This window comes from Sphaerospermopsis reniformis, assembly GCF_005402885.1.
GTDB classification, from domain to species: Bacteria; Cyanobacteriota; Cyanobacteriia; order Cyanobacteriales; family Nostocaceae; genus Sphaerospermopsis; species Sphaerospermopsis kisseleviana.
On sequence record NZ_BJCE01000116.1, the window covers coordinates 1 to 17,454 of the forward strand.

Annotated in this window: 13 protein-coding genes; 5 read left to right on the forward strand and 8 right to left on the reverse strand. The window is 39.3% G+C overall.

Annotated features, from left to right (window positions below; all coding sequences use genetic code 11):
* The first annotated feature begins 987 nt into the window (after positions 1–987).
* The 5 genes from FFR48_RS16265 (at position 988) to FFR48_RS16285 (ending at position 7,062) form a co-directional block, all read left to right on the forward strand.
* Positions 988–1,659 (forward strand): Pvc16 family protein, encoded by a 672-nt coding sequence (locus FFR48_RS16265; RefSeq protein WP_236104086.1) that lies wholly within the window; start codon positions 988–990, stop codon positions 1,657–1,659.
* Positions 1,656–3,656 carry an ATP-binding protein gene (locus tag FFR48_RS16270; RefSeq protein ID WP_137668093.1) on the forward strand — a complete coding sequence of 667 codons (2,001 nt, stop codon included), beginning with the start codon at positions 1,656–1,658 and terminating at the stop codon, positions 3,654–3,656. Before FFR48_RS16265 ends, FFR48_RS16270 begins: the two co-directional genes overlap by 4 nt.
* An 84-nt stretch (positions 3,657–3,740) precedes the next feature.
* A complete protein-coding gene (locus FFR48_RS16275; protein ID WP_162501903.1) occupies positions 3,741–5,141 on the forward strand; it encodes an eCIS core domain-containing protein in 1,401 nt (466 codons plus the stop codon).
* Positions 5,142–5,175: 34 nt separating this feature from the next.
* Complete coding sequence (locus FFR48_RS16280) at positions 5,176–5,589, forward strand: contact-dependent growth inhibition system immunity protein (RefSeq protein ID WP_137668094.1); 414 nt, start codon at positions 5,176–5,178, stop codon at positions 5,587–5,589.
* Positions 5,590–5,781: 192 nt separating this feature from the next.
* Positions 5,782–7,062: a hypothetical protein gene (locus FFR48_RS16285; RefSeq protein WP_137668095.1), complete on the forward strand. Its 1,281-nt coding sequence runs from the start codon at positions 5,782–5,784 to the stop codon at positions 7,060–7,062.
* A 246-nt stretch (positions 7,063–7,308) separates the two neighbouring features.
* On the opposite strand, the gene FFR48_RS16290 is transcribed toward FFR48_RS16285, so the two are convergent.
* From FFR48_RS16290 to FFR48_RS16325, 8 genes are all read right to left on the reverse strand, one after another.
* Positions 7,309–8,508: a DUF4159 domain-containing protein gene (locus FFR48_RS16290; protein WP_096572520.1), complete on the reverse strand. Its 1,200-nt coding sequence runs from the start codon at positions 8,506–8,508 to the stop codon at positions 7,309–7,311.
* Between the two features lie 130 nt (positions 8,509–8,638).
* Positions 8,639–9,670: a phage tail protein gene (locus FFR48_RS16295; RefSeq protein ID WP_137668096.1), complete on the reverse strand. Its 1,032-nt coding sequence runs from the start codon at positions 9,668–9,670 to the stop codon at positions 8,639–8,641.
* Positions 9,671–9,696: 26 nt separating this feature from the next.
* Positions 9,697–11,895 carry a putative baseplate assembly protein gene (locus FFR48_RS16300; RefSeq protein ID WP_137668097.1) on the reverse strand — a complete coding sequence of 733 codons (2,199 nt, stop codon included), beginning with the start codon at positions 11,893–11,895 and terminating at the stop codon, positions 9,697–9,699.
* A gap of 99 nt (positions 11,896–11,994) precedes the next feature.
* Positions 11,995–12,408, reverse strand: a complete 414-nt coding sequence (locus FFR48_RS16305; protein ID WP_096564857.1) for a GPW/gp25 family protein — start codon at positions 12,406–12,408, stop codon at positions 11,995–11,997.
* A 248-nt stretch (positions 12,409–12,656) separates the two neighbouring features.
* The gene (locus FFR48_RS29015) at positions 12,657–13,169 is read right to left on the reverse strand and encodes a PAAR domain-containing protein (protein WP_201277626.1); all 513 of its coding nucleotides are present in this window, start codon (positions 13,167–13,169) and stop codon (positions 12,657–12,659) included.
* A 152-nt stretch (positions 13,170–13,321) separates the two neighbouring features.
* Positions 13,322–15,112 (reverse strand): VgrG-related protein, encoded by a 1,791-nt coding sequence (locus FFR48_RS16315; protein ID WP_137668098.1) that lies wholly within the window; start codon positions 15,110–15,112, stop codon positions 13,322–13,324.
* A 175-nt stretch (positions 15,113–15,287) separates the two neighbouring features.
* On the reverse strand, positions 15,288–15,800 hold the full coding sequence (locus tag FFR48_RS16320; protein ID WP_137668099.1) for a CIS tube protein: 513 nt from the start codon (positions 15,798–15,800) through the stop codon (positions 15,288–15,290).
* Between the two features lie 105 nt (positions 15,801–15,905).
* Positions 15,906–17,454, reverse strand: a 1,549-nt coding sequence (locus FFR48_RS16325; protein WP_162501904.1) for a hypothetical protein, incomplete at its 5' end; no start/stop codon positions are given.

Sequence of the window (17,454 nt, forward strand, 5' to 3'; positions counted from 1 at the left end):
ACACTCCATATTTGCCTTTGCTTGTTTACCCAGGCTGCGGTCAAATGCCGAGACGAGATAAATCAGGGGTTTCTCCTGATCAAAATACTTCTTCGTGTAGATGGTTGTTCCTACTCGCAGTCCAATCATATCATATTCGCGGCGAATAAATTCGCCGTTGGCACTTCCTCCACTGTAAGACAGCCAAGTGGCTTCCGTGCCTTTCGGCGATTTTCTTGTGATAACGATTATATCACAAGTTACTGAAGCGTAAACGCTTCAAATGGCTTTCGTGAGGCAGTGCGTTGGTGAGGCAGTCCGGTCTTGGGGGTTTACCCCAGAAGGAACTGCCGAAAGGGTTTCCCTGAGTGAAGTAACTGTCGTCCCCTTGCCTGAAGGAAGGTCAAGTTTTTCCACCCAGATCCAAAACTTAACTATATGGCTAATGCCACGCTACACTATCGGCTGATGCTCACAGCGAAGCATTAAGGGTTTTTAGCCTATTTTTTCATAATTAAGTTTCACTTATTTTAATTTCAGCTTATATCATTACCTACGTCAAGCCAAATTTTTAGTTTTCATAGGAACTTTTCATGATTACAACATCTTCTCAGAGGTTGTAAGTAAGTCGGCATGAAAAAACCGATGTACGTAAAGAAATGCAAAACTGCTTAAAACCTCTTCCTTCCTACCTTCTACCTCTTACTTTGTCATAAGGACAGTTTTTAACGCCTACCTACTGAAATATTCAGCATTCAGCCATTAGCTAATGGCACACTATGGGTTAGCGAAGCTTTCGCTTTAGCATACAGCAATACCAGACCAGTCTGTGAATGTCTCTTGTGGAATTAGGTAAAATACGGATTTGATATTATTTGCAAGTACAAGTATAAACTTCTTATAAAATTTATGTTATTGATACTATGCTGAATGTTAAAGTTTTAGCACAAAGCCTGAAAAATATTTGGTGAGGTGTATAGTGATCAACTTGTGCTGGTGCTGTGAGGAATGATGATGAGTAACGCGCTCTCTATAGTTGCTGTCACCGCAGTGCTGAAAGACTTACTGGAAAACGGGCTAGTCAGTGATTCAATTACTGCTAGTGTTGGTGATGTGCTGGTTACTGCCATACCACCGGATTTAATTAAAGTGGGAAGTGATGAGCGGGCGCAACTCAATTTGTTTCTTTATCAAGTTACCCAGAATCGCAATGTTGATTGGATATCTCAGGAATTTCGTACTAAACACTCCAGCATTAATAGTATCAATAGTATAAATAAAAGTCCGCGTTCTGTAAATCCACCACTGGCTTTAAACTTACACTACCTATTAACCGCTTATGGTGCTAAGGATTTTCAGGCAGAATTGCTACTGGGTTATGCGATGCAATTATTACACAGAACAACTGTTATTTCCTCGGAATTGATTGCAAATGCTTTAAAAACTGCCGCTACAAGTAACACCACAAGTCTGATTTCTCAAGCTTTGGCGGGGGTATCTGTATCTGAGTTAGTGGAACAACTGGGACAGATTAAACTTTCTCCTGAATTTTTGAATATGGAAGACAGTTCTAAGATATGGTCAGCTTTACAAACCCACTATCGACCGTCAATTAGTTATCAAGCTTCGATGGTATTAATTGAGAGCAGTAACGTAAATCAATCTGAGGCTGTGCAATGAAGGCAAAAAAAATCAGTCACAATTGGCAACAGTGGTATGAGGGTAATGAATCTTACTTATTATCAGTCTTGGCTATGGTGCGTGGTGCGATAGAAGCATCTGCTCAAAAAACACAGCCATCTGAACCTAGAGAACAACAGCAGTTGGGAGAACAAGCGTTACAAGCTGCTAGGGCGGGAATGTCAGCACCACCAGCACTAGAGCAGATATGTAAATTGTTTGGTCTGACTAGCTTTGAGAGGGATATACTGCTGATGTGCGCCTGTATGGAGTTTTATGGAGATTTTGCAGCTGTCTGTGCTTTAGCTCAAGGAGATCCACAGCGAGTTTATCCAACTTTGGGTTTAGCTTTAGCAACATTACCAAATTCCCATTGGGATGCGATCGCCCCTGATAGTAAACTACGATATTGGCGGTTAATTGAGCTAGGTGAAGGTAGAGCTTTAACTCTTAGTCCTCTGCGAATTGATGAAAGAATTTTACACTATCTTATCGGTACACAATACCTGGATGAAAGACTGGCGGGAATTGTTGAACCTTTACCAGAGGCAGGAGAATTAGTCGCTTCACAGCAACAAATAGCCGAACAAATAGCAGCCGTCTGGATGCAAGCATCTCAAAAAGAAAAGTTACCAATTTTACAATTATGTGGCATTGAACCTACTAGCAAACGAGCGATCGCTGCCACAGTCTGTAAAATGCTAGGAATGACAATACATATCATGTCTGCTCAAGTTATTCCTTCTGCTCCAATGGAGATGGAAACTTTGTTGCGGTTGTGGGAAAGAGAGGCTATTCTCAGTCAAAGTGCTTTATTGATTGACTGTGATAAAGTTGACATTACAGAAGGCGATCGCACTCATCATATCGGACGTTTTCTAGAACGGATCAATGGTTTTGTGTTGGTGACAAGTCGGGAAAGAATGGCAATACAGCAACGCCCCGTAGTCAGTTTTGATGTTCACAAACCCACCACCGAAGAACAAACCATACTTTGGCAAAAAACCCTATTCCATCTAGAACCGCAATTAAACGGACAATTCAAAAAATTAGTAGCACAATTTAACCTTAGTCCTACCACCATTCGCGCTGCTTATGCAGAAGCGTCCGGAAAATTAGCCCAGGAGCAAGAAAAAGATATCAGCAGGATTTTATGGGATGCTTGCCGCAAACAAGCCCGCCCCCGGTTAGATGAACTAGCACAGCGTATTCCCCCCAGTGCCAGATGGGAAGATTTAGTATTACCTCCAGCCCAATCCGAAATGTTAAGAGAAATAGCGGCTCACGTCCGTCAACGAGCTACAGTATATCAAACCTGGGGATTTGCAGCTAAAAATACTCGCGGTTTAGGGATTAGTGCCTTATTTTTTGGGGGTAGTGGTACAGGAAAAACCCTAGCAGCGGAAGTATTGGCTCATGAATTAAACTTAGATTTATATCGCATTGACTTATCATCCGTAGTGAGTAAATATATTGGTGAAACTGAGAAAAATCTGCGTCGGGTATTTGATGCAGCAGAAGAAGGGGGAGTGATCCTATTATTTGATGAAGCGGATGCTTTGTTTGGTAAACGTAGCGAAGTTAAAGATAGCCATGATCGTCATGCCAACATAGAAGTTAGCTATTTGCTGCAACGGATGGAAAGTTATCCAGGGTTAGCAATTCTAACCACAAACCTGAAAAATTCTCTAGATACAGCTTTTCAAAGACGAATTCGGTTTGCAATTCAATTTCCTTTTCCAGATGCAGTGCAACGTGCGGAAATTTGGCGACGGGTTTACCCAAAAAGTACACCAACTCATGATTTAGATGCCAAGAAATTAGCGCAGTTAAGTGTGACTGGGGGCAATATTCGTAATATAGCCTTAAATGCAGCTTTTTTGGCTGCGGATGTGGGTGAGCCAGTGCAGATGAAACATTTATTACGAGCAGCGCGGACAGAATACGCTAAGTTAGAGAAATCTTTAACAGAGGTAGAAATTGGTGGTTGGGTTTGAGGAGAGAAAATTACACTTAGGTCGAAAGCGATCGCCATCTAAAAAACCATAAAATTAAAAACATCAGCTTCGTCTCAGCGATAAATGGAGGGAGGGATGAGCGATCGCACCTTTGCCCGTAAGAAAACAGCCACATCAACTTTTTACCATTCGTCCCTTGTCTCACCCACAACTCCGACGCTGGCAAATCCAGTGCGGGGCTTTGGTTTGACAACAAATAATGTCATGCAAACAGCAACTGAAGTATCAACTCAACAGCAACCAGAACAGTCTGAACAACAAGCCATCAACGAACAGCCCATTACTCACGACATTAGTCGCATATCTTTTCGTCGTCCCCAGGCAAAGTTAACAGTGGGAGAACCAGGGGATAAATATGAACAGGAAGCCGACATGATGGCTCATCGAGTCATGTCAATACCTGCTACTGCTATACAACGGGAGGCAATATCACAGGAGGAAGAATTACAAACCAAGCCTGCATTACAAACGGCAAGTCATGGTAACTTGGCAGATGGGGATAGTATTGAGAGTCGGCTAAATAGTAGTAAAGGAGGAGGGAGTCCGTTAGCGGATAACGTGCGAAGTTTCATGAAACCTCGCTTTGGTGCTGATTTTAGTCAGGTGCGAGTGCATACGGATAGTACCGCAGTGCAGATGAACCGACAGTTAGGGGCACAGGCATTTACTCATGGTAGTGATGTGTACTATGGAGAGGGGAAAGCACCGGGAAATAATCAGTTGACGGCGCATGAGTTGACTCATGTAGTGCAGCAATTATCCCTAAGTTCTGGAACTTATATTCAAAAAAGTCCGGTTTCTGCTCTAGCTAAACAAGGAGTGAAAGCAGCAGCTAAAAAAGCTATACAAGAATTTATAGAAAATCAGATTAAAAGTAGACTTCAACAGTATATGTCTAAGCAATTTGCTAAACAATTTATTAAAGATGCTGATGACATTCTAAGTATTATGGATAGCTCCTGGTGGGAAATAGGTCTTGAACTGATACCAGTAGCGGGAGATATTTATGGAATAGCCTCTTTTACTAAAAAGTTAGATAAACTATGGGAACGCGTTAAGTTTTTAGAAAAAAAAGTTCAGTTAGTGACAACCGCTGCCAGTAAAACTCTAAAAAAAATTAATCTTAGTGCTAAATTAACAGGTAAGGGCAAAGATAAACTAGAAGCATTTACTAATAAAGTAAATCGTTTGGCAGAACACTTAACAGAGGATGATTTAGCAGGTGCTGCCAAAGATATTTTAGGAGAGCCAGTGAAAATTGGAGGTAAACAATATGATCATCTAAAAGAGGTTAATGACGCTCTCAAAGGATTAGGAAATCAACTAGATCAATTAAAGAATAGTATTAAAAACTCAGAATTTGAAGGTGATACGTTAGAGGAAGCTAAACGCCTACTATCGACAGTATCCAGACAAAAAGATGAAATACAAAATGTTCTGATCAAAGTGCAAGGTGGGATTTAATTAAGATTCAAAAATTAATTAAAGGTAGATGAAGATGAATCAACAAAAATCTTTAGAACAACTCGAAGCTAATTACTGGGGTGAATCTCCCGAAGATGCCCCTCGCTTAGTGAAAGAATGTTATAAATTGAGAAAGAAACCAATTCATGCTCTAGATACTGAAGAAATCAGAATATTAATTAGCCAAGAAATTGGACTAAATTATGTGATTCCTTTAGCAATAAGAAGTCTAGAAAAAGATATTTTAGTAGCTGGAGATTTCTATCCAGGAGATTTACTACTAGCTTTACTAAGGATTGATAGTAAAACATGGGGAAATCACGAATTATTACGCCAGAAACTTAAAAAAATAATTAATAATCAAATAAATAAACTAGAATCTACCTTGCTGAATCAAGAAATCAAAGAAGATATAAAAAAAAATATTGATGATTTTTTAAAGAGTTGAGAATGATCAAGGAACGGGAATAAATAATGTCAGGTGAACAGTGCGATCACCTATCTCTTGTAGGAGGTGTTACTGCGATCGCCAGCTATTCCATCTCAACCCCAAAAACTAGACTAAAGTCGAAACTGTCATACCTGTAGCTAAGTGAGATAATATTTAATTGATTACCTATGTCAATCTGTGAGGTGAGCGATGAAACAAAGGTTGCAAATTTCCAAAAAAGCTGACTCCTTGGCTATCCAGTCAGAAGAAACTCAGTTTCAGTCACGCCCATCTACTAACAAAACTCAACAGCACACAAATAAAACCCTGTCACAAACAGACATTGAAAATCAAGAATTTCAACAAAATCAAATAGAAGCGACAAAATTACAACTGCAAGCTAAACATGGCACCATCACCCCAGAAGGACAAACACAACTGACCCTGTTACAAGCCAAAATGAATGATGTGTTATATAGTCGCGTTCAACAAGGGTATGGTTTTGGTCACAACCTGGGACAAATAGCTTTTCGTCATCCTGAAAAAATATCATCTTCTGGTTCACCATCACTGGTACAGGCAAAGTTAAATATTAGTCAACCAGGAGACCAATATGAACAAGAAGCAGATACAGTTGCCTCGAATGTAGTTAATCAAATTAATCAAGATACCATCCAAAAACAGCAAACTTCACAGACTGCAACTAGCCAAAATGAAGCTGGCAATGTGGCAACAGCAGATAACAGCGCTGCTAATCCCAAACAACAGTTTTTGAATAATCATGTAGTAGGGAAGGAATTAGTTAAAGGCATAGATGAAAATTCACCACAGGAAAAAATCCTAGAACAATTGTTGAATAATTTCAAAAACATATCATTTAAATACACAATGACTTATAAACAGGGGACAACTCTGTTAACAGGAACAAGAGAAGGAGATTGTAGAACCTTAGCTGAAGCATTTCAAACAGTAGCGCAAGAATATTTTGGTATTCCAAATGTGACGATTGAACAAATTAAGAAACCCTTTTTAAGTGAAGCGGACGAAACTGTTTACCAAGGCAGAAAGCGCAATTGTGATCATGGTAAGAGGTGGTTCTTCCAAAATCATTATTGGGCTAGTTGGAATGGCAAAATTTATGATGTCTTATTCCTAAGTAATAAACCCCCCCAAGTAGACATGGCAAGGCAAGAAAACCCGCTAAAATCAATGTTGATGCCTGAAGGTGAATATTACGAGACAGAAAAAGGCAAGGTTGTATATCCCCGTGGTAATGAATATTTAACTGTCGAACTGAGTATGTTTGAGAAGTTGAAAAACCTTGTGAAAAGTCTAAGTAGTTTAATGTCTAGAAATTTGGATTCTATCACTAATAGAATTAGGGATTTATTGACTAGAGGTGGTAATAATAATAGTGATTTTGAATCACTGATTACAGAAGTACAGAAGAACAGGACTAGCGTAGTGACACAAAATAATCAAAATCAATGATTTCATAAGCTGTTACATCCTAATATTCTGGAGTATTATGGAACAGGCAAGATGGCTGTTCCACTTGTAGGATTTACCAAAAAGGGTGAGGTGCAGAGTTTTTTGGTCTTAGAGGATGTTTTAAAAGTAGTATTCCGTAACTTTTATCACATTGTTACTTCCCACGTAGAGGTGGCATCAAAAAGTTATCTGTGAAGACTAGGGAAAAGGGAACAGAATACAAAATACTATCGATCCCTCTCAAAACTACCACTTTCCTGAACTGTCCTCTTGTTGCAAACCTATCAACTTTCTTCTTTGACAAGCATAGTTAAGTATATTAATTCCTAATTCCTGGGCTGTGCGAATAGTTAACCGGGGTAAATTAAATTCTCTATCTATTCCCCATGCAGATGCTAAATCACCAACTATTAAAATTATTCCCCCACCTAAAAATAATTGGATTAACTGTTGATTGATTATAGGTAAAGCAGCAAACAAGAAAGGTTTTGTCCTTAAAGGGTGACTTCTTCGTAACTCTGTTAATGGTCTTAAAGGACTTTCTAATTGTTGTGCTAAGGCCTGGATACTTTCAATTAAAGCATTAGCATCTAAAGGGGCATCAATTAACAATGTGCCACCTAAATTTAAATAATTTCTTAGTGATTCCAACTCAACATTATTCAAAGATAGTGACTCTCTACCTGTAAGATAAAGTAAATCATATTCTTGGATATTTTCTGATAGGGAAACCTCACTAGGTTCATCAGCACCGCGCAAATTTGGGTATAAAGGTTCTACGGATTGCAATAAGTAAGCAAGGTTGAAAAAATTGCGAGCATATTCACCATCACTATGAGAAACTTGTGCAATTTTCACTAAGGCTTGAGGACGTGCCTGGGCATGACGACGATAACGTAAATCAATATTATTATAACCAGGATAAAAAGCATCCGCTGGCTGAATAATTGAATTTTGTCCTGGTTCTAAAAGTATGCGACAAATTTCTATTTCGGAAACATCTGGTGTAGAGTTTCTTTGATCAATACGATAGGTTTCTTGGACAACATCTCTTTGCTGTCCACGCCGTAATTCATTAGGATCTACATAGCTGACTACTAAGTAAATCATCAGCGGTTCAGAAGTAGCTACTTCTAAATCAATAGGAAAATCATAAGATGTAGGTACAACTATCAAATTGCCATTCATATCAATAGCAATTCCTGGTTGAATTTGTACCCAACGTCCATCTCGATATTTAGCTTCAAATTGACGGGGTGCAGGAATTAGCCGCACACCTAAACCACAAACAATTCCTGGTTGATTTAAACTTTGATAGTGGGTATTTTGACGCAGACGATGATATTCATGAGCTTTACTCCAACGTTCTGCATTAATCAGTAAACCATCAGTTGGTTGTAACCTTTCTAAAGGTTGGATGTGTGGAGGTGGGAAAGGATGAGTCATATAATGTCCGTTTGAATAATTATCATATCTGTTTGGGCGGGGAATAGGGAATAGGTGACTGGGGACTGGGGAAGCAGGGGGAGAATATTAACTTTTACCTCCTGTCTCCTGCCTCCTGCCTTTTGACTCCTTATCTCAAATTTTCTATCACTAAATCATAAGTACAAAAAGCGGGTTTTTCTTGCTCAATTATTCGGCGAATTAATTGTTGATTGAGGTTCATATTCCGGTGATGGGGGCGCAAACAAACTAGAAAATGAAATGGTTCACCACCTGCTAAAACTGCACTACCTAATTGTGCTGTACCCAAAACAAAACTAGGTCCAAAAGGTTCGGTAATACTAATATGTTTATCAGTTTCATTAGGTATATCCTCATCTAAAGGTAAACCTGTATAAAGATGTAAATATAACCGCAAACCTTTACGAGTTCCTCGCCAACGATAAAGCTCAACTGCACGACGAATTAAACGCCGTTGTTGATGTAAATTCCAGACTGAATCTACTTCCCAAGCCACCCAGTGAGCTAAAAATGGTAATAGTGCTTTTGGTGCTGTTAAGGGGTCAAGATTTGCCCATAAGACGTTAAAACTATCAATGGCTGGTTGATAAGCCTGTTCAAATATTTTCATGAAGCGACCAATCAAGTCTACTTCCCGATATAAAACAGGTAAAAATTCCATGTAGGAACTGTAGGGACGAACATATAAATCAAAGTAATCGCTGTGTTGAATTTGTTCTCTCTCTGTTCCTGAGTCAATATTAATAACAACTAAGCTGCGAAAATTCAGATTTAATTTATCTTGTTGTCCGGGAACAATTGCCTGTTGATCTTCAAAAAAGCTGGCAGGAACAGAAAAATAAAGTACAGCATCCATTTGTCCCCGTGGGGGAATTTCACTGCCTTCTGTGCCACCTATTTGACACCAATCAGCAGGAAAGTTACCTTCAACTTTTAAACTTACCCTCACAGGCCGTTGTTCTAAGTTCTGTACTTGCACAACCATTTCGCTGGGTTCTCCTGGATGCAAGACTAAACTCTGTGCTGCTGCATCCATGCTTTCTGTCCCTGCAAATGTTAAACCTGCTCCTGGTACTGCTTCAGGAATTTGCATTGGGGTTAAGTGAATACGAATAGCAGGACTGGAACGACTTTGCACCATAAAATCTTTCCTTAAAGTTTGTTGATTTAAAGATTACTGATTTGGATATCATGCCCAGAACGCAGGTTATTATCAGCCCAAGAACAGATTAAACCTTGTGCGCCGGGATCTATTACTTGTTCTGGGGAAGATTGCCGCCTCCATGTATCTCCTTCTTTGCGGATAGCAAATAGCAAGACTCGCCCTAAATAACGGACACCGGGGGTTTGCTGCATTAAGGCGATAATATCTGAGGTGTAAACTGGTCTTCCAAAAGGCCAACCTTTGCCTTCTAAGCCTCCAGTTAAGGGGTTGAGATATTTATACAGGGATACTCTCAGATGACGAAGGATTTCTGCTCTGGCTAAAGGGTTGTTATAGGCAGGTTCTAAAATTACCTCTGTTTGTACAGAAACACCTACGTATTGTGGTTCTTGCAGTTGGATTTGTACGCCTAATAATTTTCTCTCATCCAAGTATTGCAGAATTTGTTCTTGTAGTGCGGGACTCAGAGCAAATTGTTGTGGTGCAATACCTTCGCCAAATTCAATTCCGTCTGTATTTGCATAGGGAACAATCAGTAAACCTACTGTACCTGCTTGTCTGGTAGCATTGGCTGGTAAACACCGCACCCTGGCGATCGCTCCTGCTCCTGCTTGTTGTGTTAAAACTTCAAAATCTTCTGCTGTGACTGCTCGATCACGGGTACGCAGGATGCGCGGCGCTCTGATGACTGCTTGTTCTAGAGATTCCCCATCTGCACCATTAATGGCTGGTTGATAATTTATTACACTACCCACATAGGGAAATGCGGACTTTAAAAATTGGAGTGCGCCACTTTGGACGTTACCTTCTCTACCGCCTCCTGTGCGATAAGCCAGCATTCTGATTTCTGCACCCCGTGGCGGTACGGCTCCATATTGATGTTCTTGGGCGTTATCAATATCACTAAATTGTACAACGGTGTCTTCTGTGCTGGATTGTTGAATGCGCGATCGCTGTTTTGTTTGGCGTTTGAGTTGTCCTGGTTCTCGAATCAATGGACCAAACTGCACAGCACCAGTAATAGAATCAATGGTGTAATGACGGTCTTGGGGTCCAGAATCAGCAAAATCTCTCACTTCCTGCCAAGTCTGGGGTAAACCACCGGGGGGAGTGACAACAATATACTCATTTTCTCGACGTTCTAATACTGGTGTCATGAGTAATTGAAAAATTTGCCCTGGTTTACCGTTACTTATACCTAAGCGTTCATCTTGAATCAGGGTACTATGGGTAGCTCTAACAGTACCACCTATAGACCGCACTCCTAACCCAGTGATTTGCGGTGGACGATTATAAACCCCTTGATTGCTACCTGGGGTAGTATACCGACAGCGTAGCCAGCGTCCACGATACACGGTAAATGTTGTTACAGGCCAAGTTTGGGGTAAATGCAGCCGCACATCAGCACCTTGGGCAGCATTACTACCTTGTTGTTCAATTTCGTAAAAACTGAAACCTCTGGTATGGTCGTCTGTTTCTTTGAATAACACTGGTTGCCAATTTTCCCCATCCCAAGCTTCCCAGTATCGGGGCGGTTGATTGGGATCAATTCCTGTCGGTGTGGCTGCTGCTCCTTGGAAAGTAATTTCTAACACATTACCATCCAAAGCTGCATCACCATTAATTACTAAATAAAAACAGTTTCCCGGTTGGGGTTGTTCGTTAAATATAGCTTGTTCATTACCAGTCCAGAAACCGTTGTTTTGACGAGTCCAGGAGTTCACCAATCTTTCTCGCAGAGATTGGGGGGTGTCTTCTGTGGTTTGGGCGGTTAAAAAATGCTGAATCTGGGGTTTACCAATAATTAAAGGTGAATCTGTACTGAAGGTAATAGCTGGTGTAGTTTCAGTGCGTACCGTGGAAACTTCCAGACCTGCGGGAATGGTGTATGCTTGAGGTAGATCAGAACTTAAATAAAAAGTTAATTCTGTATGGGCTGGGGCTGGTGGTTGCAGCCGAATACCTAATAATTCTAAAAAAGCGACATAATTTTTACGTGGGACTTGGTTAAACCTGAGTAACATTTGGTCAGTTAACCAAGCAAATACTTCTATCAGCGTAATCCCTGGATCGCTCAAGTTGTGGTCTGTCCATTCGGGACAGTAGCGCGGGATACGCATGAGACTTTCTTCCACCAAGTCATCGAAGGTGCGATCGTCTAAGTTAGAAGTAGGTAATTGTGGTAAAAAGTCAAATTTCATATCATGTCTATTTGAATAGTTATCATATCTGTTTGGATGGGGAACAGGGAACAGGGAACAAGAGAATTATTAGTAATTAACAGGGCTTAATATTACAAGTTACTTCCCAGCAGCCAGCAAATAGAATGGATAAACAAAGCTCTGAATATCAGCATAATCCTTGAGCCGATAGTTGATAATGATCTCTACTTTGCCCAGCACAGGGTCAGGTTCGGTCAACACCTCATCTACAATAATTCTGGGTTCCCAAACTTCCAAAGCTTCTAAAACATAGAGACGTATTCGCAGTAGAGTATCAGTATTCAATGGTGCAAAGGCCAACTCTGACAAGCGCGAACCGAAGTTAGGGCGATAAACTCGTTCACCCACCCCTGTACGAAGGATAATCCAGATAGACTCTTTAACTTTTTGAGCATCACTGCTGAGTTTTATTCCCCCTTGCAAGTTCAACTGCAACGGGAAAGCCCAACCAGTACCTAAATAATCTCTTTCGTTTTGTTGGCTATAGACCATAACTGTAAGAATCAGGTGGTTATCGAGTTTCGACTACGCTCAACTACCGCGACTTGTACTGAGTGGTTAGTGAGCGTAGTCGAACTATGTCGAAGTAAGTCGAGATAATATCCAGGATTTCAGGATTTATTAAATCTTTAATTCTCTAAGATACCGACATTACAGGTATAAGCCTATTCGCCAAAAGTCGAGTAATTCATTGGGAATTGGGAATTGGGAATTGGGAATTGGGAATTGGGAATAGATAATTATCCACCGATCAAAACTGTCATCTCTCCTTTGACAATTTTATTAGTCGGACCCAATGCTTCTAGAATGGTATCGCCCATACGACAGGCGGGTAAACCATTGATTAATACTGTTTTACTACCATCAATAACTACACCTGGTCCGTGGGGTGGTACGGGTAAGGGTGTAGCACATTGATGAATATCTGCCATTCCCGGAGGTGAGGAGGCAGCAGCAGCGGAAATCATGCTACTCATTGTCGCCGAGGCGGTGGCTTTGGCAGCTTGTTCAGCAGCTAAGGCCGCTGGTGCGCCTGGTGTACCTGCTGCGGCTTTGGTGGCAGCTTCAGCGGCTTGGATGGCTGTATCGCTTGCTTGTTTGGCAGACTGTAAAGCGGCAACTGCGGCCGCTGGTATCCCCCTCCATGCTGGTAAGTTGCCTATCAGTACATTATGGCTACCGGGTCCGCCTGTTAATACTGGGGGTAAGGGATGGGCTACGTTATCGGTAATTCTGGCTGCTGGTTTGGACATAATTAGAGTTAGGAGTCAGGAGTTAGGAGTCAGGAGTCAGGAGTCAGGAGTCAGGAGAATAGAATTACACAAAATATCTCTAAAACTCTTATTTCTCTGTGATCTCTGTGCCTCTGTGGTTCGTTATTCCGTGACTTGTGCATAAGTCATTATTAATTTAATTTAATTAATGAACCTTTGACGGTGATTACACCATTAGCTTTAATGTCAAGATTTCCCTGGGCTTCTATTGACATATTGCCTGTTGATTTGATGGTAACTGATTTACTAGCATCGCTCATTTTAATGCTATGTTTACCGGAGGTTTCTATTGAAATTGTTTTACCTCTGTCATCCATTTTAATAGTATGACCGCCTTTTGTTTTAATCTCAATAAATTGTTCACTATCATTGAGATAAATTTTGTGTCCTTTGGTGGTTTCTAAACGAATACCTGTTTTACTTCCTCCTTTATCTTCTTCTACAAATTGCATGGTGTGTCCTGTGCGGGTTTTAAAAGTACGTAATCGCACTCCTTTAACAACTGAATCATCTACTTTTTCTGGTGGTGCGTCTTTTCCATTCCACACATTACCAATGATGTAAGGACGGTGAATATCTCCATGTTCAAACCCTACTAAAACTTCATCATTTACTTCTGGTAAACAATCAAAACCTCGATTGGGTCCTGCACCCGCAGTTACTACTCTAGCCCAGTGACTTTCATGTTCTTCACTGAGTGTAGGAAACTTTACTTTTACTCTTCCCCAACCTTTGGGATCTTTATTATTGGTGACTATTCCTATTAAAAAAGTTTGTCCTGGTTGCAGGTGTGTTTGTGTTGATAAAGTAGAAAATAAATTACCTGCTCTTAACCCCCGCACACTAAAATTTGTGGTGTAGACTCTTTGATTATAAAAGTGGCGTGTTTCGGTGACATAATATTTTCCACTATAGCGATCGCCGATATCTTGAATATTGATTAGCCTCCCTGGTCTAATTTTGGGGTTTCCATAAGCTTGAGCATCTGCATAAACAAATTCTCCCCCCAGCTCATCACACAAAGCTTGAGCCATTTTTTTAGCTTCGTTTTCTGTAGCAACAGGTTTATCTACAACGATCATTTTTGGATTGGATGGTTTACCTTTGAATGCTGTACTTGTTTTGCTTCCTTTGCCATTTCCTGTTTCTGTAATTACTTTTTCTGCTGTTACTTCTGAGGTAATTAATTTCTTTTGGGTAAAGTCCCAACTCCTCACTTCTACTGCTTTCACTTGTTCTGCATTGGTAACACGCACACTAAATTTACTAATTTCATTTAACCATTTTAAGCTTAAAGATTCCTTGCTTTCTGGTTGACAAAAGTTTAATTTTCCATCCTGAATAAATAATTCATACCCTATCCGCGCCGCCCTTTCTCTCAAAAATTCCATGTTAGTTTGGTTTTCTTGAAACACATATTCATGGTTTACGCCACTAGAATCTATTTTACCTGGTGAAATTCCCGTTTCTCCTATAATTTGTTTGACTATATCGCTATCCATTTGATTCAAGAAAGAACGATTATAACGCCCTCTATGCAACCGATGGGAAACATCATAACCACGAATAATAATGGGTGCTTCGGTTTTTTCATTAAAGTGAACTTCTATTGCTGTCACTTCCCCTTCAATTAAATTCTGTTCGTCTTTTTTCTTAAAATTACTATCTTGGGTAGTGCTGGAAATAAACCCAATTTTGATTTGTGTGCCAATTTTAAACAGCTTTTCGTGTCTCCATTCTTGGTATTCTGCACGTTCAACTGTACTCAGATAACTATTATGTATTACCAGGGTAAACATTGCTGGTAAATGCAGACTCTCTTCTACGGTAATTTCTAATAAATCTTTCATTAATTCCGGTGAAGCGTCTTGTCCTTCTATTTGAATTTTTGGTTCACTTAAATACAGGCTTTTGTCTGGCATAAGATTTTAGTTTTTATTTCATGAGATAAAATGTATATCAATGCAGCAGGAGTCAGGAGTAAAACTGGCTTGGTGTATAGGTTTTAATTTTGATTCTGTACTCCTTGATTTGCAATCTGCTGTAATTTTGTCAACTATTGATTGAATATTGATTGAATATTGATTGAATTATTTATTAAATCCGCGAGTCTGCTTGTCTGGCTGCACCTTGAGAAGCTGATTCTCTACCTCCTGGCATATTATTTTTATCTACTTCTTGTAAGGATATATCTACTATTGCCCTTACTGGTGTACCGTCATTTAAGAACATATTTAATGTGTAAGTTAAACTGGTCATGACACAATAAAAATATTCGCTTCCCCAAGTTAATATGTAAACAGGTGGACGTTTATCTGGTGAACCATTAATAGTTTCTACTCCTTTTTTGATGTTATCTATATACTCTTTCATTACTGATTTTTTGGTTTCATAGGTATCGAATATTAACTGTTTTAAGGTAAATTTATAAGGTTCAACACCGGAAAAGTTAACTTTAGGAAGTAAGGTAGTACTTCTATTTCCTTGCTGACTTGACCAATTTACTGTTCTAGAAAAACTAATATCTGCGGGATTAAACATTAATTCAATGTCTGGTGCTTCTCCGTTATAAGCTACGAGTTTTGCTTTTACCAGTTTTTGATTTGCCATTTTATTTTTCCTCCTTAATACAGCAGTCTATTTTCAATCCAAAATCCAAAATCCAAAATCCAAAATATAAAATCCAAAATATAAAATATAAAATATAAAATAGAATCACCAAGGTAAACGACCTATATATTTTCCTTGACGTTCTCTTTCTATTTCTATTCTTTGTCGTAATCTGTAATAAATTTCTTGGGCTAAAGCTTCAAGTTTTGCATTATCATCTTTATTATTTTCATTACTTTCATTTTCTTCTGTTGGTAAGGATGTGTATGGGTTTTGTATCGTCTCTGTTATGGGTGCGATATCTCTTAATATATCTGGTGCTGTAACTTCTCCTCCATTTGCAAAACCTTGAGGTGTAGAAAGTCGTTTGGTAAAAATATGTGATGCTTGTGATGGTTCTGATGATGCAACTTGAGAAGATGGTGCATTTTGCCAGTTACTCTCTCTACTATTAAAGTTATAATTATTGAATTGATTATTACTACTATTTAATAGTTCTTCAATACTTGTCCATTCAGATGGTGTTTGTGTGTTGGTATTTGAATTATTCTTACGGAAAATTAAAGTAGGTGATGAATAATTGGGGGTTGATTCTGTGTAAGTTTTAGTTGTATTTTCTACTGAATTCATTTGTGTATTAAGTTGTGGATTAATTTGTAGAGAGTTCATTCTGGAAAGTCTTTGTTTCCCAATTTCTACACCCAGGGAAGGAGAATTTAAAACAGTTGGTTCTTCTCGTTCAGCTTCTTTGCGCTGTAATGTATTATCTACAAAAGAATCTACTTTAGTCGTAGAGTCTGAAAAGTTGGTTGGTTCAGGCGTTTTGCTATCAGTTACATCTAATTTAAGCGAGATTATTTCCTCTGGTGAACCGCCAGTATTAATATGTTTAAGTATGTGGATATTTTTCTGTGCATCTTTAGCGTTGATGACAAATTCTCCTGGTGTCAGCATTGCAGGTACTGTATCAGAAGGTGCTACTGGTTGATAATTTTCCACTGCGGTTGTGGTGACTTGGCCACCAGTAGCATAACCTTTAGGTGCTGGTAAAGCTGGTAAATTATTTAAGACGGTATTTGCTTCAATGTCAATGTTAGAATTTTTGTCTTCATTGTCTTGAGGAGATGAATTTTCTGATATATCTGATATATGTGAGTGATTAATAAAAGTTGATAAATCAAGGTTTTCAAATGCCAAAATTGACTCTGATATTGATTCAGATGCGGTTATTTGTTCATTATCAATGTTATTTCTCAAAATCGGCAAATTATCGGGAATTTTTGGTAAGGATATATCAGCATTCTCTGGTTTAATTATCGCTGCATATCGTCTATCATCTGGTGTATGAACTTCTTCAGATTTTGGTGAGATGTTTGTGGGAATAACAGGTGTAATTTCTGATGTTTGATTTTCTGACTGAATTTGATTATTTTCTAACTTCGCATTTAACTGAATCTCTGATAATATAGGTGATGAAGTAACAGGTGTAATTTCTGTGTTGTCTTTTGTGGTGACATCGGCAATTTCCGATGTTTGGTTTTCTGACTTAATTTGATTATTTTCTAACTTCGCATTTAACTGAATCTCTGATAATATAGATGATGAAGTAACAGGTGTAATTTCTGTGTTGTCTTTTGTGGTGACATCGGCAATT

Excerpts from the sequence above, each read along its gene's own strand:
- FFR48_RS16265 (WP_236104086.1), top strand. The coding sequence starts at position 988 with ATGATGATGAGTAACGCGCTCTCTATAGTTGCTGTCACCGCAGTGCTG.
- FFR48_RS16270 (WP_137668093.1), top strand. The coding sequence starts at position 1,656 with ATGAAGGCAAAAAAAATCAGTCACAATTGGCAACAGTGGTATGAGGGT.
- FFR48_RS16275 (WP_162501903.1), top strand. The coding sequence starts at position 3,741 with ATGGAGGGAGGGATGAGCGATCGCACCTTTGCCCGTAAGAAAACAGCC.
- FFR48_RS16280 (WP_137668094.1), top strand. The coding sequence starts at position 5,176 with ATGAATCAACAAAAATCTTTAGAACAACTCGAAGCTAATTACTGGGGT.
- FFR48_RS16285 (WP_137668095.1), top strand. The coding sequence starts at position 5,782 with ATGAAACAAAGGTTGCAAATTTCCAAAAAAGCTGACTCCTTGGCTATC.
- FFR48_RS16290 (WP_096572520.1), bottom strand. The coding sequence starts at position 8,508 with ATGACTCATCCTTTCCCACCTCCACACATCCAACCTTTAGAAAGGTTA.
- FFR48_RS16295 (WP_137668096.1), bottom strand. The coding sequence starts at position 9,670 with ATGGTGCAAAGTCGTTCCAGTCCTGCTATTCGTATTCACTTAACCCCA.
- FFR48_RS16300 (WP_137668097.1), bottom strand. The coding sequence starts at position 11,895 with ATGAAATTTGACTTTTTACCACAATTACCTACTTCTAACTTAGACGAT.
- FFR48_RS16305 (WP_096564857.1), bottom strand. The coding sequence starts at position 12,408 with ATGGTCTATAGCCAACAAAACGAAAGAGATTATTTAGGTACTGGTTGG.
- FFR48_RS29015 (WP_201277626.1), bottom strand. The coding sequence starts at position 13,169 with ATGTCCAAACCAGCAGCCAGAATTACCGATAACGTAGCCCATCCCTTA.
- FFR48_RS16315 (WP_137668098.1), bottom strand. The coding sequence starts at position 15,112 with ATGCCAGACAAAAGCCTGTATTTAAGTGAACCAAAAATTCAAATAGAA.
- FFR48_RS16320 (WP_137668099.1), bottom strand. The coding sequence starts at position 15,800 with ATGGCAAATCAAAAACTGGTAAAAGCAAAACTCGTAGCTTATAACGGA.